Consider the following 24,322-nt stretch of genomic DNA (forward strand, 5'->3'; position numbering starts at 1 on the left):
AGCCCCTGGCTTCGCCTTGAGCTGAAATACGGCGCGCGACCTCGGCAGCCGCTAAAACCGCCGCTGCACCTGCGTATTGTACTCGAAATCGAACCCGCAACAGTTCTGGATCGGAGCGACGACGCCGTTAGTGAAGACCCAATTGCCGACTTCGATCGAAACGCCGGTCGCCGCGTTAAGGATGTCGACGCGATTATCTTGGTTGCCGATCGTGATCGTCTGCAACGGGACCGTGCCGATCGAGGATTGGGTGGTGAGCGGAATGTTCGTCAGGTTAGCGTCTTGCAACGTCGACGTGTAATGGAGTTCGAACAGCCCGGCGACACGGTGGTAGCGGTTCGAATTTTGGTTCTGGCTGAAGATGTAGCCCCAACCGAGGTTGAGCCGCATGAGCGTTTGCGAGAACAACTCCGCCCGCACCGGCACCGGCGTGTAGTAGTCGTAGAACCCGATCGGGTTGCCGACGCTGTCGAGGAACAGCGTGGCGCCATCGCCATTCACCGTCACGCGCGACGGGTTGGCGGCAACTTCGACCTGGAAGAAGCCTTGATGAAACCACCGCGCCGGCGGTGCGTACGCCCACGCGAGGAAGGGCGAGATGTAAACAGTCTCGTTCGCGAACACCGACTGGAACGCCACCGCTTCGTCGGCGATCACACCGGGGGCGTTGGGGAACTCCACTTCGCCATCAACGGCCAGTTGGTAGTTCACATCACGCGCCGTCGGCAGCGTGAACCCCACGCCGCCTGAGAGTGCGAACGTTTCTCGCTCGGTCAGCAGCATCTTGAAGATCGCCGAGACGTTGCCGAGCGCCACCTCGCGCCCGCCACTGTCGCTCACCAATGGGTCTACCACGCCGAAACTGGGGGCGATGATCGAGAAGATGTCGGACTGCATCTGGTGCTGAATCGGCACGCGAATCTCCAGCGAGCCGGTCCGATCCCAGAACGTATTTTCCCACGCGAGCGTATGCTGATCGAGGTTCACCGTTTCGTTGAACTGGTACGCCGAGACCCGCGACGCATTCTGGAAATGGCGGTAACTCCAGTAGACGCGATCGGTGGGAAGCGGCGAGTTCGCCTCGGAGATGTTGAGTCGGCTGCAGGCAAGCGTAGGGTGAGCGAGGTCGGCGGTGACGAGGCCGTCGAACCCAATGCACGAGCCGGCGCCCGTGTCGCCGATCATGTAGGGCACACTCGCCAAACCGATCGCCGTCGCGGAACGGAGCGCGGGGCGTTGCATCGTCGCGGGCGCTCGCGTCGGCAGCGGCGGCCGCATTGCCGGCGGTTGCATGAGCGGCGAGTAAAGCATTTGGGCTGGCGACACATCGGGATCGATCGCCAAATCGGCGGTCGGCCCGTCGCTCACCGACCAGTCGTGCAGCGTCACGGCCCCAACGGCCCAATCGTCAGCGGAGTTCTGCTCGCCGCACCAATAGTCGGTCGTCGTCGCCTGGAGATGCGACGACGCAATGCCGCCTTGCAGGGCTAGCGCGCACCCTAGAAACGATGCATGAGCACGGCGAAACATCGCTCAACTCGCGGGACGAATAATGCGACACCTGACGCATCATCGGCTGGCACGGGGAACCGCAATCAGCCGGTTGTAACGCTGGCGCCGATCTTGGCGACATCGAAAGGTGGGGTTATACCGGTCTTACGGTCTGTAGTAGCCGGAATTGGTTCCACGGAGAGCGAATTGCGTACGACCCCATCCAGCCCTGAGCAGCCAGCAGCAACGAAACCTGCAGCGGGGGCTTGGCGGCTGCTCGTGTTGCTCGGCCTCCTGTCGGCTTTCTCGCCATTGGCGATCGACATGTATCTGCCGGCATTTCCGCAGATGGAACACGATCTCGCCGCGGCGCCGGGGCGAGTGGAATTGACGCTCTCGCTGTTCTTGGCGGGCCTCGCAACCGGGCAATATGTCATCGGCCCCCTCAGCGATCGGACCGGCCGTCGCGCGCCGCTGCTCATAGGCTGCGGCGTTTACTCGCTAGCCGCGCTCGGCTGCCCGCTCGCGCCATCGGTGGAGTGGCTGATCGCGTTAAGATTCGTGATGGGCTTTGCCGGAGCGGCGGGCCTCGTCGTCTCGCGCGCCGTGGTGCGAGACCTGTTCGACGAAAAGCGCTCCGCCAGCGTTTACTCGCTGATGATGATGGTGACCGGCATTGCCCCGATCGTCGCCCCGCTAATCGGCGGTTTTTTGTTGGGACACTTTACTTGGCACGCCATCTTTTGGACCCTGGCGGCGATTGGCATCGCCAGCGGCGCCGCGGTCGCGCTCGATCTACGGGAATCGCTGCCGCCGGAGCGACGCCTCGCTCAGCCGCTCGGCGCCGTCGTTCGCCGCAGCTTGACGATTCTCGCGGACCGACGATTCATCGGCTACGCGCTCGCGATCGGATTTTCTTACGGAGCGCTGTTCGCCTACATCACCGGCTCGCCGAAGATTTACATCGATTACTTTGAGACGACGCCCCAAGCGTTCAGCGGATTCTTCGCGAGCAACGCCATCGTGCTGCTCGCGACGGCGCAGCTCAATCGATTGCTGCTGCGACGATACTCGCCTCACGCGCTGCTCCGTTTTGCCGCCATCGTGGCGCTCGTCGGCGGGGTGACGCTCGTGGCCTTCACGCTCGGGAATGCTGGCTTCTGGCCGTTTCAAATCCCGCTTTGCATCTGCATCGCAACACTCGGGCTGATTTTCCCCAACGCCACTGCCGCAGCGATGGCCCCGTTTGGCCGCGAAGCCGGCGGCGCGTCGGCCGTGTTGGGGCTGCTGCAGTACATTATAGGCGCCTTCGCCGGCGCTGCGGTCGGACTCCTCAGCGGCGCCACGCCGCTCGCGATGGCCGCCACGCTCGCCGTCTGCGAAGCGGGCGTCTTCGCCGTCATCTTCTGGAGCGAACGCCACCGCCAGTAGCCGCGGGTCAACGACCCGCCGGAGCGGCAACGAGAAATCGCCGCCAATCGCGTGCGAAGAGTAAATCGCGGGTGGCCAACGCAGAGCCGACTCAATCCCCCCGGTCACTGACCGGGGGCTAATTTTTCGTTTGGCGAATCGTTCTTCATCGCCACGCCACTCTGCGGATCAACTGCCAACTGCAAGTCTTCGTCATCCACCGTGTAGAACACGTACCCGTACATCATTTCCTCAAACGTCTGCTGCCCCTCACGAACTTCCGCTGACGGATCGGGGTTGTACGGATTAAACGCCGAGTTATCGAAGTGCGCGACCGCTTCGAATCGTGTGCCAGCTGGATACTTCCTGGCGCCTTTCGGCAAGTAATACGGCAGTTGCCAATCGAAGCTGTAGTTCGGAATCATCAGCAGCGTTTGCGTCTCGCCAGCCGGCGAATGGGCGCGGAACGTCACGTCTTTTCCCCGCACATGCATGTGGGCGAACATCCCGTACGCCGTAACGTCGCGATCAACGGTGCGGCTCGCATCCAACCGGTAGGACGGTGCGTGCGGGGGAATCTTGAAACCGTGGCTCGCCAGTTCGACATAGCGAAGTTCCTTGGCCACGCGCTCGCGCGGGAAGCGAAAGCCGACGCGAATCCGACACTTCTCCGGCTTTCCGGTGGTCGTGAGGTGGACCTGCAGCCCCAGCATCGAACCGGCCGGAATCTTCCCTGCCACGCCATCGCCCAGCTGCATCGGCCCGCCGCCCGGCACGTAACCAGTCACGAGCTTGGCGTTACGTCCATCGCCGCCAATCGGGATGAGGCCGAGATTGCAGTGATGGACCACGCGCGGGTTGTCGGGGAGCACTTCGGCTGCTTCGAACCACATATCTTGCGTGAACAGCTTCGGCAGCACGGCGTAGCGATAGTCGACGTACCCTTCCGCGGGCACATCGAATTCTGCGAGTGCCGTGAGCACCAGATCGGGTTCGCCGATCGACCACTTGCGGTTCGCCCAAGTGTCGTCGCTCGATGCGTTATCACCAGTGGCGGCTTCGTTCGCGGATGCCTCGGCTTCGGCGTCAACGTGTCCCGACGCTTTCGCTTGCCCGAGCGGCATGCCGCCGCGCACCCAGGCGATGATCGCCTCACGATCCTCGGCCGGCATCTCGCGGCAGTTCGTGAATTCGCCATACTCGCTGGCCGCATACCACGGCGGCATGCGACGCTCGGCCACGACCTCGGCAATCATTTCGCCATTGGCCGTCACTTCGTCGAACGTCTGTAGCGCGAACGGCGCCGCAGTATTTTCTTGATGGCATTCGGTGCAATGCTTCGCCATGAGGCCGGCGATCGACTCGACGTAAGTGGGCGTTTGCTCCGGCGCATTGGCGGGCACTGCTGTGATCCGGCAACCATCGACCGGCGTTTCTGCGACGGCTACCGGGCGTCCCGCAAGCAGATCATCAATCGCGTCGCGAAGCTCCTGCTTCACTGCGCCAGCAGTTGTTCCGCCCAGCCGAATTTGATTGTCGATTCGGCCTCGATACCGCAGCCGGCGCTCGGCGTCGATCACGACAACCTGCGGCGTCCGATCGACGCCGCAGGCCGCCACGCACTCCCCGTCGATATCTTTCACCAACGGAAACGGCACGTCGAACTCAACTCCCTGCGCCGCCACGTCGAGGATCGAATCATCCGCTCCAACGTTGACCGCGAGAAACTGCACGCCCTGCTCGCGGTACGCAGCCTCCAGTTCCTTCAACCGCGGCCAATAACGCTGCACGAGCGGGCAAGTCGTGTTCGTGAACACCAACACGAAGGCCCGTCGCGGCGTTGGGAAGGTCTTCGCGCTGAAGTCGTCGAGCGAACGCGGCAGGAACCAAGTGTCTTGGAATTCGAACCTCGCTACTCGATCGCCCACCTGCGGACGCGCGGGCGGTTTGCCGTCGCTCCGCAACTCGGCGGCAAAAGCTGCGTCGCCGATCGACCCTAGCGCCCACAGCGCCGCTAGGGTGCACAACCTGATGCACGTTCGAATCACGACAGCGCGGCCATTCATCGACAATGCACTCGCGGAGGGAGTTGAAGAGACGGCCACGACGTGCGGAACGCCAGCCAATAATATGGTAATCTCCTGCAGGCGGCTGGGCCTAGCCGCTAAAGATCTCATGCTTCGTGTAAAAAATGAACGCTCCGAATCCGTACCGCAACCTACTAGCCCGCACCGCCGTCGCGCTGGCGGTCTGCATCCCGCTGGTGGTCGTCTGCTACTTCTTCGTCGACAAGCCGGTCGCATTCTTCGTCCACGACCATGGCATTCCACAGACGCCGACAATCAAGTGGCTCACCGAGCCGCCGCCGCTCGTTCAGGGCTGGGCGCCGTTGTTGGTGGCAATCTTGCTGGCTGCGTGGGCGTGGTGCGCGCCCAGCTTATGGCAACGGACGCTGGTCATCGCGTGCCTGAGCCTCATCGTCGCTGATCAGTGCCGCGAATCGCTCGGCGACGTCTGCGGCCGCTACTGGCCCGAGACGTGGCACAATAACAATCCGTCGCTCATCGGCACTGGCGCCTACGGCTTTCATCCGTTCGAAACGGGCGACGACATCGGCAGCTTTCCATCAGGCCATGCTTCGCGCATCGCTGGCTTCGCGGGTGTTTTTTGGATCGTCTATCCGCGGCGTCGTTGGCTGTGCCTGATCATCGCCGTGCCGATGGCGCTCAGCCTGATTGCGATGAACTACCACTTCGTCGGCGATGTGATCGCCGGCAGCTTCCTAGGCGGGATTGTCGCCACGTACGCTGCCACGCTGGCCAAGCTAGATACGAAAAGCTAAACGAATGCATCTCGTTGTCGCTCAATGATTTCGCGTTATTGAGACAACGCGCAACTCTCTAAAATCGCGGCGGAATGGACGCATTCGTCCAATCGCAGTGGACATCTCTATGAGCGCGCTACGGATATGATAAAATGATGCCCAGCGTCACTTTTTTAACGTGTTTTTTATAGGAGTGTTCCGTGAGCCAAGAAACTGGTTCGGACAGCGATAGTGAAGACCATAGTATCAGCGGCGTCTTGGGCCACGAGCCGGGGACGCCGCGGAAGCGAATCGTCGGGCCGGCATTCAAAGCCGTCTTTCAATTCGCAAAGTTCATGATCACGCTGCCGATCACCCTCGTGCGAGGACGCCGAGGGAAAATTGAGGAAGTGACCGTTTACTCGGCGCATCCTAGCTTCTTCTTGTGGCTGCTAATTGCCGTCGGCTTCGCGTCGAGCGCCTTCGTCGCTCGATATCCTCGAGAGGCGGGCCTCTTCGGGTGGATCTACGTCTGGGTATTGCTCTACTTCCTGGTAATGCTGATGTATGACATCAGCGCCCGTAAGTTGGGCCTCTGGACGTTGATTTTCGCCCTGATTTGGCTCGGTTCGAAATATGTCGAGCATATCAAGAACGTCGCGGTGCTTGGCTCGGTGTTCGAATATCTGGCGGATCTCAAGCCGGAATTCGACGTCGGTACCGCCACTGCGCTGAGTTGGTTGCTGCTCCTGCCGTGGATTGGTTCGCTGCTCCACATGGCCCTCAACGGGCGAAAGCGGTTCACGCCGAATGAAATTGGCGAGTTCCACTTTGGCGAGGGTAGCGAACTGACCGACCGGACGGGGCTACGCTTCCGCACGCGCTACCGAGACGTATTGGAGACGATTCTGACGTTCGGCGGCGGCGACCTGATTGCCGTCGACAACCATCAGAATGTCATCAAGCGCTGGGACAACATCGTGGGCCTCTATTTCGTCTGGAAAGATCTCGATCGCGTGCTCCATCAGCGCGCGGCGGTAGTCGATCTGGGCGAAGAGGACGCTGTGAGCGTGCAACGCTAAACTGCCGTTGCGACGTCTGTTGTTCATTTTTTGCTTTGTCTCTGCATACTTGGGGGGCCGCTGCTGTCTGGCAATCCAGCCGCAGCGGCCCTGATGAATGAACCATATCAATTCGAGCGAGGCCCCCTCGCGGGCTCACGCCTGGCCGCTGGTCCTCTGCTTGGTCGGCGTCGACTACTTCAGCACGCTGGCCTACCTCCCGTCGATGGCCGTCGAAGCCGCCGGCTCGCTAGCGCCGATCGCCGCCGCCGGCGTCGTGCTGGTGACGTTCTTGCTGGCGCTGCCGATCTATTGGTACGTCGTCGGGCGTTCGTCCGACGGTCGCGGCGCCACCGGTCTGCTGGAAGACCTCACGCCCGGCTGGCGCGGCAAGATGATCGTGCTGACGCTGCTCGGCTTTGCTGCGGCCGACTTCGTCATCACTCGCAGCTTGTCGCTTGCCGACGCGGCGATTCACCTAATTCACAATCCGCATGGCCAGCGGCTGCTCGCGCGGATTCCGCAAACCTTCTTAGGCGAAGATCCCGCCTCGTGGTCGTGGTGGGAGCGGGCGGCCGCGCTCGTGATGGCGCCGCAAGTCGCGGTCACACTGGGCCTGTCGATCGTCTCGTTTGGCCTGTGGCAGTTGATCAAGAACGGCCTTTCGCGCCGTATGCTGTGGACGACTGCCGTCGCAACTGTGCTCTACTTGGGGCTCGTCGCGATCGTCGTCGTCAGCGGCATCGTCTATCTTGGTCGTCATCCGGAGATTATCAGCGATGAACTCGCCGCGCTGCGGTTCGATGACGGCGACGCCGCTGCCAGCGTTTCGCTCGGTTGGCGTTGGGAATGGCTCCAAATCATTCTCTGGTCGTTTCCGCAGATGGCGCTCGGTCTCAGTGGATTCGAAATGCTGATGACCGTCGCGCCGCAGGTCGCCGGCAATCGCGACGACTCGCCGGAGCATCCACGCGGACGGATTCGCAACACGCGCAAGCTCATGCTGACCGCGGCGATCATCATGTCGGTCTATCTGGTGAGCGCGGTAACAGTCACCTCCATGCTTGCTCCGCGCGGCGCGCTCGCCCCGGGCGGAGCCGCGGAGCACCGTGCACTCGCTTACCTCGCTCACGGTTCGCAATTGGCCAACGGCGAGCCCGGCAGTGCACTCAACCCGCTGTTCGGCCACGACTTTGGCGACCTGTTCGATCTCTCGACGGCGTTCGTCCTCTGCCTGGCAGGCATCAGCGTCACGCTAGGCCTCAAGAATTTGCTCCCTCACTACCTTCACCGTTTGGGGATGGAGATTGGCTGGGCGGGCAAGGTCGGGGCGATCCTCCATCTACTGAACGTCATTATCCTCGTCGTCACGGTGGTGTTCCACGCGAGCCCCGCCTCACTACAGTGGGCTTACGCCACCAGCGTGCTAGTGCTGCTCGCCGGGGCCGCGTTGGCGGCGACGCGCGATCTCTTCAGCCGCCGCCCGCGCACCATCGGTCGCATCGCAGGCGGCTCGGCCACGGCGATCGGTGCGGGGCTATTCCTCGCTCTCACCGGCATCACAGTGCTGATCAATCACTCGGGCATCACCATCGCGCTGGCATTCGTGACAGTGATCGTCCTCAGTTCGTTCATCTCACGCTGGATTCGCAGCACTGAGTTGCGATTCGAGGGATTCGACTTCAGGAACGAGCACTCACAAGCCCGCTGGCTTGAGCTATCGAAGCGCGGTCCCCGCGTGCTGGCGCCGCACCGTCCCGGGCTGATGTCGCTCGCAGATCGCCGCCACGCGTTGCTCCGCGACTATCGCCTCGCAGCCGACGAAGCGGTGCTGTTCGTTGAGGTGACGCTCGGCGATCCGAGCGACTTCTACCAACGGCCGCTGATGAGCGTGGAAGGCGAAGAAGGAGTCGAAGTGCTGCGCGTCTCGCATTGCGTGAGCGTCGCCCACGTGCTGGCCGCCATCTGCCTGGAGATGTGCGACGACGAAACGCCGCCGCCAGAGATTGTTTTCGGATGGTCGAACGAGGCGCCCCTCGCCGCCAACTTGAACTTTCTGCTCCTCGGCGAGGGAAACGTTCCGTGGATGGTGCGGGAACTAGTGCTCAATGCAGGGCTGCCGGCGCATCGACAACCGCGAATCCTAATTGGCTAGGCGGCCTGGCGGCGAGCCGCTCGACGCCCCGCCGTCGCCAAACCTGCCAAACCAACGACGGCGAGCCCGATCGCGGCGGGCTCGGGCACTGCCGCAGCCGTGGTTGTTGCAGAAGTCTTGCCGTAGTTGCGCTGCCATTCGAGGAAGTCGGCGCCTGTCATCGAACCGTTGGCGAATCCCGTCTTCCACACGGCGAGATCAGTTGCGTTGACGGCGCCGTCGTTGTTGAAATCACCGGCAATCGGGTTCGCGGGCGAAGGAATTCCAGCGAAGAAGAGATTGCTCGAAATGTTGGTGAGGCCCGTGTTTAGCTTAATGATGTCGGCAAGCTTGATCGTGTTCAGGTTGATGATCGATGCAATGTCGGCGTTTAGCACGCCGCCCGTGTAGAGTCCGTTGTAGTCGCCGGTGTAAAAGAACCGATCGCCGTCGCGCGACCGCGTGAACTGATCTTTGAAGATCTCAGTCATTAGCGGGCCCAGGCTCGTACCCGCGATGTGATTCTCGGCCAAGGCGCCGACCAGGGCGTCGATGTTATTGATGCCGTTGTTCCCATAGAGGGATTTGATCGCCGCTTGGGTAGCCGGTGTCGTAGGAATCTGATTGATATTCGCCAGCGACGGCAGAAAATACGCGGCGCGCAGTTCGTTGTAATCGACGATGCCGTGATCGCGCCCTCGCTGGATATCCACCGCTGCGAGGTCGGTGCCGCCGGCGCCGGGCGGACCGAACATAACGTTGCGCACTGAGTCATTGAACAGCAGGTCGATCTCTTGCGACTTTTGCAGCGACGCCCCCATGAGCACTTTGTCGACCATCGTCGGGTCGTTTGTAATCAGCGTCGGATTAAAAAATGCGCTGGAGAAGGCGACGTTGCCGACCGTTTGGCTATTGTTATCCGCCAATAGCAGCGAACTGCCGACCGTACTATGCCCAAACCGAAACACCGCGTGAGAGAACGAGTTCGTGACCGTCCCGTCCTTCGAGGCGTTGTAAGCGAAATCTTGCGGCTTCGGCGCGGCGTTCCCCATCAGCGCCGGCAGGAACTCCTTGTAAGTGATCGCTTGCACCTCGGCGCCGACGATCTTCCGCGCAAGATTGTATTGCTCCTGGGCGCTCAGGCTTGGCTTCTGTGCGGCGATGACGTCGACCAGCCGGTTGTGTTCGCGGGCGAATACTGTCTGCAGCGACGTCAGCAGCGAGTTTTCGTTGGCGCGAATATCGCCGGCGACGAACAGCTGGCTCGCGGGCGTCGGGCCATTGTTTTGGTTTGCCAGCCCCGTTGTGTTGTACGGGAGGAGGTTGTTGGCGCTCGTGAGCAACTTTGCGCCCGTCCCGCCATTCGTCCGCAGCGCCGCCGCACGGGCATTGTCCGAACCGTAGATCTGCGATCCGTCGATCCACGAGGTCACTTCGTTCACCTGCTCGCGACCGCCGTTGATCACGTACTTCGAACGACTGAAAGCAATAGGGTTCGGACCAAGCGGGTCGTTGGGGTCGAGGATGTCGATATTCGCGACGCCATTCGCCGATGAGGTGAGCGTCAGCCCCATGTCATGATCGAGGAACTGCCCCCAACCCATGATGTAGTTGCTGAGCCCGCGAACGCTCGGGACGTCGCTCGTTTGCTTCGAAAGCGTATTCGAGATCGTGCGGGCATTGGGACGGGCCGGCGGCATGATCATCGCGCCGCCTGCGGTCGCATAGTCCGTCAAATAATTGACGCGAATGATTTGAGAACCGGCTGAACCGCGCTGCCAATCGCTGAAGTGGTTGTAGGTTCCATTAATAAATCGGTCGTGCGTCTGGGCGTAGCCGACGCTGCACTGAGCGCCAGCCGCCGCCGCAAGCAGAGCCGGCAGGACGAATCGCTGGAAAGCAAGATGCAACACTTCAGAGTTCCGCGTCAAAGGTGCAAAGCGAACTTGGCTGGAGAGGCAAAAACAGGGGCGCAGTCTGAGCGCTCGTGATGAGAATTCCTCTTGGCGACCAACTTTCAGTCTAGTTGTCGCTGCCGATCGAACAACGAAAATGACGCCGCGTCACCGCTTCCGGCGAGCCGATTGTAAGGGCTGTACCTCGCCGAAAGCCAAGAAACGGCCGGATTGGCAGGTTTTCGCTTGAGATCAGCACCGTCGGCGGGCGGCCGAGATATCTGCGTGTGGCACGAGCTTGGACAGCGACGCGTTGGGGATTGCCGCATCGCCGCGACTGCCAAAGGGGGTGGCAAGCGACGGCTTTGCTGCTGAAATGGTAGAACCGTTCCGCTCGGCTGCTCCGCGTCTCAATAGATCGAGAATTGTCGCAGCGACTTCACTCATCCGCTTGTCTTCACCCCCCGACCGCCATGCCTACCAGCTCCGCCTTGCAGCGCCGTTCGCTTTTCGTAACGGCAAGCCTGCTTGCCGTCGTCGTTAGTTCATCCTCAGTGGAGGGCGCCGATGGGGGTACTCCGCCAAGCATCGCAACGCTGAAGATACTGAGTTGCAACGTCCGCGTCCCGCAGCCTGAAGACGAACGGGCGGGCGATGGTTGGGAAGCGCGGCGGCAACTCTGCGGCGACGTCATTGTCGGCCAACATGCCGATGTCATTTGCCTGCAGGAAGCGCGCGGCTATCAGGTCGCTGAACTCAAACGTCGCCTACCCGACTTCGACGCCACCGGCATGTCGCTGCCTGTGCGAGAGGTGGTGCAGAACAACGCAATTATGTATTCCCGCAAACGCTTCGAACTCGTTTCCTCTGGCGGCTTTTGGTTTTCAGAGCAGCCGCACGTCGCCGGCAGCTTTGGGTGGGACACGAAGTCGCCGCGGCATGCCAACTGGGCACGGCTTCGCGATCGCGACAACGGCGCCGAGTTCATCGTCTGGAACACTCACTTCGACCACATCGGCCAACAAGCGCGCGAAGAGCAGGCTCGCATGATGGTTGAAGCGTCTGCCGCGTTCGATCCGATCGGCGTCCCGCAAGTGCTCACCGGCGACATGAATGCGAAGTCCTCGAACCGAGCCATTGAAGTTTTGAAGGAGGGCGGGTGGCACGACACTTATGCCGCGCTCCACGGCCCCCGAGACCCCGGCTTCACGTTCCACGGATTCAAAGGCGAAGCTCGCAAGGCCAAAGGCGGCGGTAGCAAGATCGACTGGATCTTCACCCGCGGCGACTTCAAACCGCTTAACGCAGAGATCATTCGCGACGGTCGCGACGGGAGGTACCCTAGCGATCATTACTTTTTGTCGGCAACGCTCGAGCTGCCGGCAAACGCTGAGTGAAATGGCTCTCCACCGCCGGAACTCGCCTCCGTTGAATTCAACAGCGGCGCCGGCGAACGACCGTGAGCGCGAGCGCTGCAAGCAGTACCGTCGCAGGCTCGGGCACTGTCGTACTCGCGTTGCTGCTTCCCGTATACGCCCGCTGCCACGCCAGGAAGTTGGCGCCATCGACCTTGCCGTTATCGTCTGCGTCACCTGGCGAGGTTTTGCCGAAGCCGGTTTTCCATTGAGCGAGGTCAGCCGCGTCGACGTCGCCATCGTGGTCGAAGTCGGCGGGACTCGCAGGCGTCGTTGCAACGACGGTTAGCGCCAGCGCATCAACGCTCCGCGTTGCCGACCACGCGCGGTCGCTCGGTAACGTGGGCAGGTTCATCGCGTCGAATGAAGTCAGGCCGCCCGTAGCCTTTAGGATCGGAAACGTGTCACCAATCGCCGGGATAAAACCTTCGACAAGCGAGACGTCGAGCGTTCCGCCCAAGGTCGCCGCTCCGAAGACAAGCAACTGGTCGAACTGGGCATGGAACGGGCTAGAGTTGTCGACGCCGCCGAGTTCGATCGACAGCGTTCCCCCCGGGCGTTGCACGTAACCGCCGTCGATCGCGAGGATGCCTGTCGAGAGGCCCGGACTTGTCGCTCCGGCGTTGATGACTTGCCCGACTAACGTACCCTTGCCGGCCAATCGCCCGTTGGCAGCCAGATGCACGCCATCGGTCACCGTGAGAATGCCGGTCTCCGGAAGTTCGAGCGTTGTTTGTCCCGCGCCGCCGCCGAGCGTCAACTCTCGGATTGTAACGCTGCCGGAAGGACCGGCGACCGTGGTCGGTTGGGCGCCGACGATATCGACCCGATGGACGCTCGAAGGCGCGATGCCCAGCGTCCAATTGGCGGCGGCGTCCCAGTCCCCGCCAGTCGAACTTCGCCAACTGAGATCGGGCGTGTAGAGGAGCGCAGCCTCGTCGCCGCTTGTAAAGACCGCCTTGTAAGCTAATTGGCCATGATCGTTCAACGCTCGCTGCCGTCCATCGCCGCCGCCGGATCCGCCAACAAACTCAAGCGCGGCGACCGTCCTGCCCGCGATCACGTCGCCAGTACGAGCGATCATTCGCCCATCACCGACAGCATCCATCAGCCACAATCCTTGGTTGCTTTCGCTATCGACTCCGCCGACGCCGTTCTCCAGCGTCGCCGCGAATGCCGCCAGGCCGTCGTTGTTCGAGGCGAGGGCGCCGAACTCTGCAAACCTTGCCGCCGAGGCGCCTGGAACTCGACCGACGCCGGAACGTGCGATCAACGCGCCGCTCGTCTCATTCATAGCCCAAATTCCACGCGACGTTGCCGCGGTGACGCCGCCCACGCCGGTTCTCAAAGAACCGCTGAAGAGCGTCTGCCCCGAATCACTCAGCACCGGCGCGCCGAAGGCCTCAAACTCACTTTGCGGTACGCCGGTCGCCGCGAACCCGCTTCGCGCCACGAGATGATTCGCATCGCCCTCGAACGTCCAAATTCCACGGTCATTCGCCGACGTTACCGCCCCTTCGAGGCGCAACTCGCCAGCGTAGGCTAATTTGCCAGTCGAGTTGATTCTTGAGTCGCTCAACGCGCGAAAAGACGCCCCCGGGACGCCGGCGACGTTGCCCGAACCAGTGCGAGCAACGAGCAGGTCGCCTGCGGCGCCGCCAGCCCGCCACAATGCGAGCGAATCTTCTGCCGTGACTTCGCCCACTCCCGGAACCATCGACCCTAGAAACACGGTCTGGCCAGCAAAGTTGACGCCTTCGGCCGAAGGAACTAAGAGTTGCGAGGCGCCCGTCGCTGGAATCGAGCTGATTCCTTCACGGAGCAATATCTCTTTAGCGCCGCCGGCGTCCTTCCAAACGCCACGTGAGGATGACGTATCGACGCCGCCTATAGAACGCTTCAGTCGCGCATTGAACACAAGAATGTCGCTCGGCGAGTGCAACAACAAGAATCCGAGTGTGTCGAATTGGGCAGTCTGCAGTTGCGGTCCGGATACCATGCCGGTCGTCGCCGTAATCGCCGCGGTGCTCATCGAACCGCTGGCGGAAACCCGCCATATGCCCTGCTTGCCGGCATCGGTGGCGCCGCGAAAAACAACGTCGCCATCGTCGGCAACCGATGTCGCGCTGAATGCTGAGATGCTGCTGCCGCCGCCAAGATCGCCGGCGCCCTTCCGCGCGACCACTCGCCGTGTGCCATCGCCGATCAACCACAGTGGCGCATCATTGTGCGAGCCGACGCCCGCCACTCCTTCGAGCAATCGCGTTTGCAGTAGCACCTGTCCCGCGTCGTTCAACGTTGGCGCGGAGAGGCCGGCTAACATGGCGCCTGAACCTCCCGGCTGCAGGTCTCCGCTCATCGCGACAACCCGCTGTTCGCCGCAAGCCGACTCAACGCCGCATGCGAGTGCAAGTGCAGCGACCGCCAACGCAGGCGCTACATGAAGACGAAAACACGATGGCAATCGACGCAGCGCAACGCTGCCTAACAAACGGGGGCTCATGTAGTGACTCCATGGAGCGCACGGCTTGAGCCTTCCATGGAGCGTACAGTGAATCCGTCCGCAACGACAAAACAGATCGTCGTCGCTTATTTGAGATTGCCAGACTAACGACCAATAAACTACTTATCAAATAGATTTTGAGGATTTTCGAAAGAATTGCTGCCGTGGCCCAAAAGCCGCAAAAGTGTAGGTGGATTGCAATTTATTAGCCGTCGTTGTGAGGTTTCTTGCAGTCGTTTACCATATTTCGACGGCGAGAACGCCCCGCGGCAAAGGCGCAAATCACTCAACCACCGCGACTTAAATGGTCCTCGGCTCCAGGCAATAACACTCGATGTCCTCTTCTTCCCCTCAGACGCACCACGACGAATTCCACTCCCCCTCGCTTCCTGATCAGGTCGCGGCGGCGAAGCGGCGCTACACGGAAGTCTTCGGGAATCCCCCCAATTGGGTTGTCGCCGCTCCGGGACGAGTCAACCTGATCGGCGAACATACTGACTACAACGCCGGCTTCGTCTTTCCGCTTGCTATCGAACGGTACACGGTGATCGCCGCCGGCCGGCCGCTGAAGACTGCTGCCAGCAACGCGATCCGCGTTCACAGTACGCTGTTTGATGAAACCGCCGAGTTCTCGCTGAGCAACCTCGAACCGAATCGCCGCGATTGGACGAGCTACCTCCGCGGGGCCTTCGCTGGTTGCATTGAGCGCGGACTGCAGCCCGGCACGCTCGACCTAGTCGTCGATTCTAAGGTCCCACAGGGGGGCGGGCTCTCCAGCAGCGCGGCGCTCGAAGTCGCCACGGCGACGCTCGTCGAGGCCGTCACGGGACGCACCCTCGATCCGGTCGACAAATCGCGACTCGCGCAGAAGGCGGAGCACGAATACGCCGGCATGCCGTGCGGCATCATGGATCAGTTCAGTTCGGCACTTGGCGCCGCCGGCAAACTGCTGCTAATCGATTGCCGTACCGAAACAGCCGAACTGATCCCGCTCGACGACCCCGACGTCGCCGTACTGGTGATCAACAGCAACGTGAAGCACGAACTCACCGGCAGCGAGTATCCCGAGCGTCGCGCCCAGTGCGAGCAGTCGGCCAAGCTACTCGGCGCCGCGACGCTTCGCGACGTCACCTCGCAGCAGTTGGAAGCGAGTCGCTCGAAGCTCGACCCGCTACTCTACCGACGCGCTCGTCACGTGGTAGGCGAAATTGAACGAACGACGCGTGCCGCATCCGCTCTACAGACAGGGAACTGGACTCTAGTGGGCGAATTAATGTACGCCAGCCATGACTCCTTGCGGGATGACTTCGAGGTGAGCTGCCCAGAACTCGACGTGCTGGTTGAAGCGGCTCTGGAAATTGGCGCCGAAGGGGGCGTCATCGGCGCCCGCATGACTGGCGGCGGTTTTGGCGGCTGTATCGTCGCGCTCGTTCGAGCCGGAAGAGAACGCGAAATCGCGGACCGCATTGGCGCCATCTACCACGAGCGAACGGGGCTCACAGCGACGCCGTTCGTAACGAAGCCAGCCCGCGGGGCGCACATCGTCGAAGGGTAGGGGAGCGCCTGCGCGGCATTAGCCCGCAACGAGTGGCATCACCTCAACGGCACTCCGCTGTGGCCCTGAGCGCTGCCGAAAAACCACCCCCCGAAACCAGGGCAGCATGCTCACGCCTGGAGGGGCGAGAGCATGCCACCCGAGATTTCGCGTTGGTCACTCACTACTTCTGCGACCGGAACGGCGAAGCTGGCAACCCTTCGGCGTTGAACAGGTTCCCTTCCGGGAACGCCGCCCAGTTGTAACGCACAACCTTCGGCTCGCTCACGCCGTCGGCGGAGACGACGACCTCGGCCCCTTCGATCACCGCATCGGCGGGCACGAACTTCCCGTCGTCGCCGGCCACCTCAAAACCCTTGAGGGCGCCATCGGCCTTCAAGCCGCCGCCGATTTCCTCGAAGGTGACGTGCGCCTTGCCGTCGGTGACCTTCAGTTCCTTGAACATCGGGCCCGAATAGACGAGGTCTTCGCCGTAGGCAACCCTGCGAGCGGCCAAGGCGAGCCGCTTGCCGACGTCTTGCTTGTTGCGCGGGTGAATGTCTTTGCGATCGCCGATGTCGGTCGTCACGGCCATTCCGGTGTTCGGCGACTCGAGCGTTTCAATCTGGGCTTCACGCAGCGGCGGCCAGCTGTCGCCGCCCGGTTCGAAGGCGGCGAGTTGCACCAACAGGAACGGGAATTCGCCCTGGCCCCAACGATTCCGCCAGTCAGCAATCATCAGCTTCGAGAGTTCAGCGTACTCCCCATGCCGACCGGCGTTGCTCTCGCCTTGGTACCAGATGGCCCCGCGAATGCCGTACGGAATCACCGACGACAACATGCCGTTGAACAACGACGCCGGCTGATCTTGCGGACGCTCTTGGCGGTGCTTCTTCACCTCTTCGGTAGTCGGCTCCTGATCGGCAGCGGCGACCGCTGGTTTGAACGTGTCGCTCGACTCGAGCGCCTCGCGGCTTACCCAGGCTTCCATCTGCGTGCCGCCCCAATTGCAGCCGATCAGGCCAATCGGCACGTTTAGCTCTTTGTGCAAATCGCGGGCGAAGTAGTACGCCACGGCCGAAAACTCAGTGATGTTTTCTGGCTTCACTGGCTGCCAGCCGGCCGACTTGAACGAGTCGAGCGGCTTCGCCGAGGTGACGTTTGGCACGTCGACGAACCGAATCTCTGGCCAATCGGCCGCGGCGGCTTCGCTCTCGGCGTCCTTCGACGCTCGGATCGGCCACTCCATGTTTGACTGTCCTGAAGCGACCCACACGTCGCCCACGAGAATGTCGGTCATGTGAGCCGTTTCGCCATCCGACGCGACCGACAGTTCGAGCGGTCCGCCGCCTGCCTTGAGCGGGGCGAAGCTTACCGTCCACTTCCCATCCTTATCGGCGGTCGCTTCTTTCGTTTGCCCCGCAAGCTTCACTTCGACCTTGGCACCGGGCGTCGCCTGGCCCCAAATCGGCAGCTTGATGTCGCGCTGCAGGACCATGTGATCAGAGAAGATCGATGCGAGCGAAAGTTTCTTCGCAGTCGCCGTCTCGGTGGTCGCTTGAGCGAATAATGGCGAGTTCGTTGCCGAAATCGCAAGAACTACCAATGCCGAGACGAAAGCGCGTGCCGCTACATTCATGGCGAGAACATCCTCGGGGCCGAACAATGGAAAATGGCTGGTCGCCGAAGAGTCGCACGAGCGTGATGACCAGCCGGCCCGCATTCTAACAGGTCCGGCAGCGAGAAGAAAACTAGCGCCGGCGAGGCGATCCGCTCGAAAAATAGAGGCTGACAACGCAGCTCGCGGAGCTACGCAGCCCGGCGGCGTTCATCCGGCGTCGCGACGCGCGGCGCGTCAACAGCCCTTTTGCGCCGACGGAAGCGATTCCCGAGATCGAGCAATCCGGGAGCAAACCGCTTCACCCAGTAGGTGAGCCGCGCGTAGGGCTGCATCACCACGACCGCCTGATTGCGATAGATGGCTCGCACGGCGCGGTTGGCGATTGCCTCAGGAGTCGCCAACAACCACGCGGGCGGTCGTTTGTTCTCTCGCAGATCCTCGCCTCGCGGCGCCGCAGCGAAAAGGTTCGTGTCGACCAACCCGGGGCAGAGCGCTGTGACGCCGACGCCTTGCCGCCCGAACTCCGCGCGAAGTGATTCGCTCAAGCCCACTATCGCAAACTTGCTCGTCGAGTATGCAGCGACGCGGCTTAGGCCCACGAGACCGCAAATGCTTGCCACGTTGAGAATGTGCGACTCTTGCCGCGACAAGAGCGTCGGCAACAGTTCGCGAATGAACTGCACGGGAGCGTGCAGGTTGATCGCCAGTAACTGATCCCAGTGCTCAGCCGACATCTTCGTCGTGCGGCCGTAGTAGGTGATTCCGGCGTTGTTTACCAGCACATCAACGCCGCCCCATTGATCGAGCAAGTGTGCGATCGCTGCACTCACCTGCGCGGGCTGCCCGACGTCGCAATGGCGACCGATTACCTCGACGCGACGCTGCTTCACTTCCGCGACAACGCTGGCCAAAGCGACGGCGTTGACGTCGAGCAAGTAGAGGTTCGCCCCTTCTTCGGCGAGCCGCAGCGCGATCGCGCGGCCGATGCCCGAGGCAGCGCCAGTGACGAGTGCAGATTTTCCGCGAATCTGGCGCATGCTAGCGAAGGCCCCCCGGCCCAAAGCTCCCACATCGAGTAGATCGTCGGCTATCTCTATTTCGGCATTCTGAACCAACAAAAACAGCCCCGACCAAAGCTTGGTCGGGGCTGTTTCGTTTCCGTTATCCCCGCCCTCGAAGGGACTCGAAGGGAGGAGACATGCACTAGGCGGCCTTACGCAGCGGCAACCCTTGCGAATCGTACGACGGATCCGCCAGCTTCTTGGTGCGGCTCAGCATGTAACGATCCTCGCCGCGGAGCGAGACGACGCCCCAGTTGTCGAGGTGGTACTTGCCGCCGTTGTAAACGCTGCGGTACTTCTTCACCCCCGGGTAAACCGCGAGGCTGGTCGGAACAGCACGCAGGTTGAACGCCAGCCGGTGACGGTCGGTCGTGTTCGCTTGCGAGCCATGGATGCAGCGTTCCATGAAGATGATGAACTGGCCCGACTTGCAAGGGACGCGAACGACCTTGCTCGGATCGCGATCGTATTCCAGCGAATAAGCGGCGTTGTAGAAGCCTTCTTCGCCGCCAAACTTGACCGTGTGAACTTGCTTGTGCGAACCCTTCACAAAGTCCAAGCAGCCGTTCTCGTGGGTCGCGTCGTCGACGGCAATCCACACGGTCAGCTGGAAAATCTCGTCGCGATTGGCAGGGTGCAACGCCGGCACCTGGTAATCTTCCACCATGAAGGTGCTGGCTTGGTGGAACTGAATCGCCGGCGCCTTCGGCGGCTTATGGAACATCTGCGTCCGCCAAACATTGAGGTCCGGACCCAAAATTTGGGCCAAACGCTCGGTGATCGCCGGGTGCTTCATGTAGCCCCACAAGCGAGGGTTCTCGAAGTGGCGGTCGCGCGGCGTGACGAAGCCGTAGGTCTGCGACACCGACTTCTCGGCGTCGAGCATGTCCTTGCGGAAGTCGGCCATTTCTTCGGGAGCGAATGCGTCGAGCGGGCCAATGAAGCCATCCTCGTAGAACTTACGAAGCTGCTTCTCGGTGAGCCGCCACTTCGGCTCGACCACGACCTTCGGTTCGCAGTTGGCCGGCACTTTGAATTCGCACGGCTGATCGATGTAAGCGCGGGTCAGGCCGGAGCTGATCAGGACCCAGTAAACTTTGAAGTCCCAGTTCTTAATGATGTTGCGAATGTCGCGGGGCAGGAAGAACGTCGGCAGCCGCGTCGCCTTATACGCCATCAACAAGGTGAGAACCGGGAGCGCGATTGCCCGTTGCCAAAGCGGCCGGACCTTCGGATGGAGATTCATGGACTTCGCTTCCTTGCGAAAAGGGGGAGAAAAGACGCATGCCCGTCGCCAGCGATGCTATCACGCGACCTGGCCGCCTAGGCAAAATTTTCTACATGAATCAACTATCGGAGGATCGGTTGCTTCCGATTCAATGATTTCCCTACAGGCCGCCTGATGGCGCAAAACTGCACGCCGCGGGTGCAAAAAACCATCTCAATTTGCAATCTACCGTCTTAAAACAGCTCGAAGTCTCAACCTACGGCAGCATTGCTATCACTACAGGTCGTGGAAAACCACGCCAAAGCGCCTCTCGGCGATGCTGGCGCCCTCCGCTCAGCCCCCTCCCTAAAGCACGTGCTCACTGATTTCTGCTCAAATCACCAAAAAGCTATCCGCTTGGCGCCAGTCTTGTTACAATCGGCCCCGGATCGTTGCCCGCAGGAAGCATTCGTGGCGCCCGCATCGTCTCTCCTGCGGCCCGACCGATGTCGACTTCTCCCGCCGAAGGCGCCTCTTCTGAGGCCGAACTGCGCAGCTTCGTTCTCGAAGTGACCGCGCGCCAGCCCAATGGCGTTGCTGATGCAAGCAATGCGTCGGCGGCTCCGCCCAGCATGCAGACAGCTCAATCGGTCGCGGTGAAGCGCCGCCGGCCGCGCACTGATGCCGTTCCGCCCCCAACCGCGAACGGCGGAGAAACAACGCCAGAAGCCGAAAACGTCGGCGCTCGGAACGACGCTACGGCCGAGGCTTCGCCCACGCCTCAGCCATCGCACACCGTCGCCTTCGCCGCGAAGCCCGCGACGGCCAAAGCGAAACTTATCAAACCAGCAGCTCCCCCAGACCTCATCAAGCCAGTCGAGCCCATCGCTCCAACCCCACCCCAGCGTTCGCTTCCCGCTTGGTTCGCCAGCCTCAGCGTCCACCTGACAATGCTCGCGCTGCTCGCGACGGTGAGCCTCGCCACCGTCGATCCGCCGCGCGAACTCGAAATGGTCTTTGACTCCGCGCCGGTCGCTGAGGTGGAGGAAGTCGTCTTCGAAGAGCCTGCGGAGCCAATCGTCGATGCGACGGGCGACATTGGCGCGCTGGTCGCCGACGAGATCCCCTCGGAAGTGATCGACCCCGGCGTGTCCGCATTCGGCGGCTTCTCGCTCGATGAAGGCCTTGGCACCGGCCTTGAGACGCCAGGCGGCACGGCGCCCATCGGCACGCCGGGCGGGGGCGGACTGCTCGGCGAAGCGGGATCACTTCTCGGCGCGGCTGGCGGCACAGGAACTGGAACCTTCGGCAGCGGCCTCGGCGGAGCGCCGACCGCCAAATTCTTCGGCGCCGAGATCGCCGGCCGTCGCATTGTCTTCGTGCTCGATAACTCCGGCAGCATGCAGGGGGGCCGGCTCGAAACGGTGATCGCCGAACTGCTCAACTGCCTCGACCGTCTCCGCGATGACCAGGAATTCTACATTTTGTTCCACAGTGACGCCGTCTACCCGATGCTATACCCCGATCCGATCGATCGCTACCTCCGGCCAACCGACGCGAACAAGCGGATGGTGGCCGCGTGGCTCGATACGGTCGAACTTTGCCTGGGCGACTCGGTGGAGGATGCGATCAACGCCGCGGCGATGATCGAACCTGACACAGTCTTCCTCCTCAGCGACGGCCGCATCCAAGGCGACAACAAGTTCCGCGTGCTGATGAACGGCAACGCACGCAACTTCCCGATCCACACCTTCGCCGTCGGCATGAACGGCAGCGTCGCGGGACGCAAGAATCTGCAAATGATCGCCGACGCCAACGGCGGCGATTTTAACGAGTCGGAAATACCGCCCGAGATGCGCGACATCTCGCGCACCGACCTACGGCCTTACCACAACGAAACGCCCGGCCCCGTTTGGGGCCGTCACGTCAAACCGTTCAAGTTCGGCAAGTAACCCTCGTTCCTACACTCCGCGTGGGAACGCCTACAACGCCGCTCCGCGGCGCGCAGGTCAGGCTTGCAGCCGACAAGAAGACCGCCGACCCGCTAAACTATCCGCATGGACGACGAAGCCAAGACGCTGCTGCGCGAAATCCGCGACTTGCAACGCGAGCAACTGGAACTGACGCGCAAAATCTACTCGGGCGTTCCGCCCTGGCTGAATTGGCGTTTCAGCCTCCGCCAAGTCCTGATCGCCGTGACGGTCGTGGCAGTCGTGCTGGGCACTCTCGTCATGATAAACCGATGAAAGCCCGGCCGGGAAAGCTGGCCGCCACAAGCTATAATTCCAGCATGAAACGCCTACCCCCTCGACTCCGCTGCGAAGTCTGCGGCGACATCGCGACCGTGCTCGCCGACAACCTCCGCGTCTGGAACGAAATCTGCGCCCTCCCGAACGGCCATCCGCGCCGCGCCGAGGGAATATGGATGGACACCGAGTGCCCCAACTGCGGCATCAACCGCCAGGTGATTTACCCGCCGGAGAAGGAAGACAACCGCGAGATCATCTTCTAGAAGGCGAACCATTAAGACGCCAAGGCACGAAAGAAATCACGAAGAGCGCCGAACTCAATTCTCTCGGACTTACTTCGTGCAGCTCTTACTTCCTTCGAGCCTTCGTGGTTGGCATTTCCACGAGCGCAAAAAAAAGCGGGCCTCGAACGAGTCAAAGACACTTTGACTGCGACAGATCGGTCAGGGGCAAGTGAACCGATCCGCCAAAACTTCGTTCGAGGCCCCGCGGGCCAGTGAGATTGGGTCGCCCGACGGCTTTCACCGTCAGGCGACGCATCCACTAGATGCACGCGATGTGCCAATGCTTGCGCGACGTCCCGCGCAGTGCATCGATTTGTGAACGCAACCGCTGGTCGCTGCTCGCTTTAGCGTGAGACAAAAGAAACGCATTCAACCGTTTGCAGCGCTAACCGCCTGCCAGCAACTAGGCGATTTCGCTACGGCGTTCTTCCCCACCCTGTCTCGTCCCGCCGCATTCGCACTCGGCGTTTCAATTCGGCATTAAACTCAACCGCTTTGCGTCCCAAGTTGAGATTGCTCGCCGCCAGCGTTCGTCGTAAAGTGATTCCAGCAGGCTGCTTACGGCGTTTGGTAAAATCGCCAAACCCTCATCTCCTGCTGACCGTAAATAGGAAGCGGGCTATATTGCCAAGCTTTCGCCGCCCACGCTGCCGCCGCTTGCGGCCGAGCGTTGCTCCCATCGCCTCCCGTCCGCAGGAATCGCCGCCGTGCCCCACAATCCCGCCCGCATTGGTCCCTATCTATGCGGCGTCGGCCAGCCCCTTTTGTGGATCGCCGGCCCCTGTGTCCTCGAAGATTTCGGCTCCGCTCTCCACATTGCGGAGGAACTGAAACGGATCGCAAGCGCCCTCGGCGTGCAACTCGTCTTCAAGGCGTCGTTCGATAAGGCCAACCGCACGAGCGTCAATTCATTCCGCGGCCCCGGCCTTACCGCCGGCCTGCAGATCCTCGCGGACATCCGCGACAAGACCGGCCTGCCGATCACCACCGACATCCACGAGTCGTCGCAAGCTGCTCCTGCCGGTGAGGTCGTCGACGTCCTGCAGATTCCCGCCTTTCTCGCGCGGCAAACTGATTTGCTCGTCGCCGCCGCGCAGACAGGCAAACCGGTGCATGTGAAGAAGGGGCAGTTCATGGCCCCGAATGACATGCGACACGTCATCACGAAGCTCGGGGAGGGGGGCTGCGAAGACATCCTCCTGTGCGAACGCGGCACCTTCTTCGGCTACGGCCGGTTGGTGAGCGACATGCGTTCGATCCCGCAGATGCAGGCCCTTGGTTGCCCGGTGGTGTTCGACGCGACCCATAGCGTCCAAGAGCCCGGCGGCCTCGGCGACAAAACCGGCGGCAACCGCGCGATGGTCGAACCGCTCGCCCGCGCCGCGATGGCCCTCGGCGCCGACGGTCTCTTCACCGAAACGCATCCCGAACCCGATAAATCGCCCAGCGATGGCCCCAACATGATCCCCCTCGGCGAGATCGAAGCGGTGATGCGACGACTCCTCAAGATCCGTACGGCCGCACTCGGTTAGAATTGATCATTCAGTTGAACCACGACGACACATTGAGCACGACGAAAACAGAGAACGGCAGGTTTATCTGAGCCCACTCCGTATGTGATAGATAAGCACCGTATCACATCTCTCGGTTTTTG

17 protein-coding genes are annotated in these 24,322 nt (G+C 61.7%); 10 read left to right on the forward strand and 7 right to left on the reverse strand.

Annotation, left to right across the window (positions count from 1 at the left end):
* Positions 1 to 51: 51 nt before the first annotated feature.
* Positions 52 to 1,530 (reverse strand): hypothetical protein, encoded by a 1,479-nt coding sequence (locus ACQY7R_RS11700; protein ID WP_428305781.1) that lies wholly within the window; start codon positions 1,528 to 1,530, stop codon positions 52 to 54.
* Between the two features lie 168 nt (positions 1,531 to 1,698).
* Between ACQY7R_RS11700 and ACQY7R_RS11705 the strand changes: the two genes are divergently transcribed.
* Entirely contained in the window at positions 1,699 to 2,922 is a 1,224-nt protein-coding gene (locus ACQY7R_RS11705) for a Bcr/CflA family multidrug efflux MFS transporter (RefSeq protein ID WP_428305782.1), read from the forward strand.
* Between the two features lie 104 nt (positions 2,923 to 3,026).
* On the opposite strand, the gene ACQY7R_RS11710 is transcribed toward ACQY7R_RS11705, so the two are convergent.
* On the reverse strand, positions 3,027 to 4,967 hold the full coding sequence (locus tag ACQY7R_RS11710) for a redoxin family protein (protein WP_428305783.1): 1,941 nt from the start codon (positions 4,965 to 4,967) through the stop codon (positions 3,027 to 3,029).
* Positions 4,968 to 5,092: 125 nt separating this feature from the next.
* On the opposite strand from ACQY7R_RS11710, the gene ACQY7R_RS11715 reads away from it, so the two are divergent.
* From ACQY7R_RS11715 to ACQY7R_RS11725, 3 genes are all read left to right on the forward strand, one after another.
* Positions 5,093 to 5,743: a phosphatase PAP2 family protein gene (locus tag ACQY7R_RS11715; protein ID WP_428305784.1), complete on the forward strand. Its 651-nt coding sequence runs from the start codon at positions 5,093 to 5,095 to the stop codon at positions 5,741 to 5,743.
* Between the two features lie 182 nt (positions 5,744 to 5,925).
* The gene (locus ACQY7R_RS11720; RefSeq protein WP_428305785.1) at positions 5,926 to 6,786 is read left to right on the forward strand and encodes a hypothetical protein; all 861 of its coding nucleotides are present in this window, start codon (positions 5,926 to 5,928) and stop codon (positions 6,784 to 6,786) included.
* Between the two features lie 97 nt (positions 6,787 to 6,883).
* The gene (locus tag ACQY7R_RS11725) at positions 6,884 to 8,920 is read left to right on the forward strand and encodes a hypothetical protein (RefSeq protein WP_428305786.1); all 2,037 of its coding nucleotides are present in this window, start codon (positions 6,884 to 6,886) and stop codon (positions 8,918 to 8,920) included.
* On the opposite strand, the gene ACQY7R_RS11730 is transcribed toward ACQY7R_RS11725, so the two are convergent.
* On the reverse strand, positions 8,917 to 10,812 hold the full coding sequence (locus tag ACQY7R_RS11730; RefSeq protein WP_428305787.1) for a peroxidase family protein: 1,896 nt from the start codon (positions 10,810 to 10,812) through the stop codon (positions 8,917 to 8,919). The two genes, ACQY7R_RS11725 and ACQY7R_RS11730, sit on opposite strands and share 4 nt — an antisense overlap.
* A gap of 455 nt (positions 10,813 to 11,267) precedes the next feature.
* On the opposite strand from ACQY7R_RS11730, the gene ACQY7R_RS11735 reads away from it, so the two are divergent.
* Positions 11,268 to 12,191, forward strand: coding sequence for an endonuclease/exonuclease/phosphatase family protein (locus ACQY7R_RS11735; RefSeq protein WP_428305788.1), 924 nt, complete (start codon positions 11,268 to 11,270; stop codon positions 12,189 to 12,191).
* 37 nt (positions 12,192 to 12,228) lie between these two features.
* Here ACQY7R_RS11735 and ACQY7R_RS11740 read toward each other — a convergent pair whose 3' ends face one another.
* Positions 12,229 to 14,712, reverse strand: a complete 2,484-nt coding sequence (locus ACQY7R_RS11740; RefSeq protein WP_428305789.1) for a DUF7453 family protein — start codon at positions 14,710 to 14,712, stop codon at positions 12,229 to 12,231.
* A gap of 334 nt (positions 14,713 to 15,046) precedes the next feature.
* On the opposite strand from ACQY7R_RS11740, the gene galK reads away from it, so the two are divergent.
* Positions 15,047 to 16,267 carry a galactokinase gene (gene galK, locus ACQY7R_RS11745; RefSeq protein ID WP_428305790.1) on the forward strand — a complete coding sequence of 407 codons (1,221 nt, stop codon included), beginning with the start codon at positions 15,047 to 15,049 and terminating at the stop codon, positions 16,265 to 16,267.
* A gap of 163 nt (positions 16,268 to 16,430) precedes the next feature.
* On the opposite strand, the gene ACQY7R_RS11750 is transcribed toward galK, so the two are convergent.
* From ACQY7R_RS11750 to ACQY7R_RS11760, 3 genes are all read right to left on the reverse strand, one after another.
* Positions 16,431 to 17,885 (reverse strand): sialate O-acetylesterase, encoded by a 1,455-nt coding sequence (locus ACQY7R_RS11750; protein ID WP_428305791.1) that lies wholly within the window; start codon positions 17,883 to 17,885, stop codon positions 16,431 to 16,433.
* A 170-nt stretch (positions 17,886 to 18,055) separates the two neighbouring features.
* Positions 18,056 to 18,904, reverse strand: a complete 849-nt coding sequence (locus tag ACQY7R_RS11755) for an SDR family NAD(P)-dependent oxidoreductase (RefSeq protein ID WP_428305792.1) — start codon at positions 18,902 to 18,904, stop codon at positions 18,056 to 18,058.
* A 166-nt stretch (positions 18,905 to 19,070) separates the two neighbouring features.
* Complete coding sequence (locus ACQY7R_RS11760; RefSeq protein WP_428305793.1) at positions 19,071 to 20,174, reverse strand: phytanoyl-CoA dioxygenase family protein; 1,104 nt, start codon at positions 20,172 to 20,174, stop codon at positions 19,071 to 19,073.
* Positions 20,175 to 20,641: 467 nt separating this feature from the next.
* Between ACQY7R_RS11760 and ACQY7R_RS11765 the strand changes: the two genes are divergently transcribed.
* The 4 genes from ACQY7R_RS11765 (at position 20,642) to kdsA (ending at position 24,200) form a co-directional block, all read left to right on the forward strand.
* Positions 20,642 to 22,087 carry a hypothetical protein gene (locus ACQY7R_RS11765; protein ID WP_428305794.1) on the forward strand — a complete coding sequence of 482 codons (1,446 nt, stop codon included), beginning with the start codon at positions 20,642 to 20,644 and terminating at the stop codon, positions 22,085 to 22,087.
* Between the two features lie 105 nt (positions 22,088 to 22,192).
* Positions 22,193 to 22,381, forward strand: a complete 189-nt coding sequence (locus ACQY7R_RS11770) for a hypothetical protein (RefSeq protein ID WP_428305795.1) — start codon at positions 22,193 to 22,195, stop codon at positions 22,379 to 22,381.
* 44 nt (positions 22,382 to 22,425) lie between these two features.
* On the forward strand, positions 22,426 to 22,647 hold the full coding sequence (locus ACQY7R_RS11775) for a hypothetical protein (protein ID WP_428305796.1): 222 nt from the start codon (positions 22,426 to 22,428) through the stop codon (positions 22,645 to 22,647).
* Positions 22,648 to 23,375: 728 nt separating this feature from the next.
* Positions 23,376 to 24,200, forward strand: coding sequence for a 3-deoxy-8-phosphooctulonate synthase (gene kdsA / locus ACQY7R_RS11780; protein ID WP_428305797.1), 825 nt, complete (start codon positions 23,376 to 23,378; stop codon positions 24,198 to 24,200).
* The last annotated feature ends 122 nt before the right edge of the window (positions 24,201 to 24,322 follow it).

It is taken from the genome of Lacipirellula sp., from assembly GCF_965279485.1.
Lineage (GTDB): Bacteria > Planctomycetota > Planctomycetia > Pirellulales > Lacipirellulaceae > Lacipirellula.

What these genes read in the sequence shown, in the direction of transcription:
- ACQY7R_RS11700 (WP_428305781.1), bottom strand. Translation starts at nt 1,530, where the DNA reads ATGTTTCGCCGTGCTCATGCATCGTTTCTAGGGTGCGCGCTAGCCCTG.
- ACQY7R_RS11710 (WP_428305783.1), bottom strand. Translation starts at nt 4,967, where the DNA reads ATGAATGGCCGCGCTGTCGTGATTCGAACGTGCATCAGGTTGTGCACC.
- ACQY7R_RS11715 (WP_428305784.1), top strand. Translation starts at nt 5,093, where the DNA reads ATGAACGCTCCGAATCCGTACCGCAACCTACTAGCCCGCACCGCCGTC.
- ACQY7R_RS11725 (WP_428305786.1), top strand. Translation starts at nt 6,884, where the DNA reads ATGAACCATATCAATTCGAGCGAGGCCCCCTCGCGGGCTCACGCCTGG.
- ACQY7R_RS11735 (WP_428305788.1), top strand. Translation starts at nt 11,268, where the DNA reads ATGCCTACCAGCTCCGCCTTGCAGCGCCGTTCGCTTTTCGTAACGGCA.
- ACQY7R_RS11740 (WP_428305789.1), bottom strand. Translation starts at nt 14,712, where the DNA reads ATGAGCCCCCGTTTGTTAGGCAGCGTTGCGCTGCGTCGATTGCCATCG.
- galK (WP_428305790.1), top strand. Translation starts at nt 15,047, where the DNA reads ATGTCCTCTTCTTCCCCTCAGACGCACCACGACGAATTCCACTCCCCC.
- ACQY7R_RS11750 (WP_428305791.1), bottom strand. Translation starts at nt 17,885, where the DNA reads ATGAATGTAGCGGCACGCGCTTTCGTCTCGGCATTGGTAGTTCTTGCG.
- ACQY7R_RS11755 (WP_428305792.1), bottom strand. Translation starts at nt 18,904, where the DNA reads ATGCGCCAGATTCGCGGAAAATCTGCACTCGTCACTGGCGCTGCCTCG.
- ACQY7R_RS11760 (WP_428305793.1), bottom strand. Translation starts at nt 20,174, where the DNA reads ATGAATCTCCATCCGAAGGTCCGGCCGCTTTGGCAACGGGCAATCGCG.
- ACQY7R_RS11765 (WP_428305794.1), top strand. Translation starts at nt 20,642, where the DNA reads ATGTCGACTTCTCCCGCCGAAGGCGCCTCTTCTGAGGCCGAACTGCGC.
- ACQY7R_RS11770 (WP_428305795.1), top strand. Translation starts at nt 22,193, where the DNA reads ATGGACGACGAAGCCAAGACGCTGCTGCGCGAAATCCGCGACTTGCAA.
- ACQY7R_RS11775 (WP_428305796.1), top strand. Translation starts at nt 22,426, where the DNA reads ATGAAACGCCTACCCCCTCGACTCCGCTGCGAAGTCTGCGGCGACATC.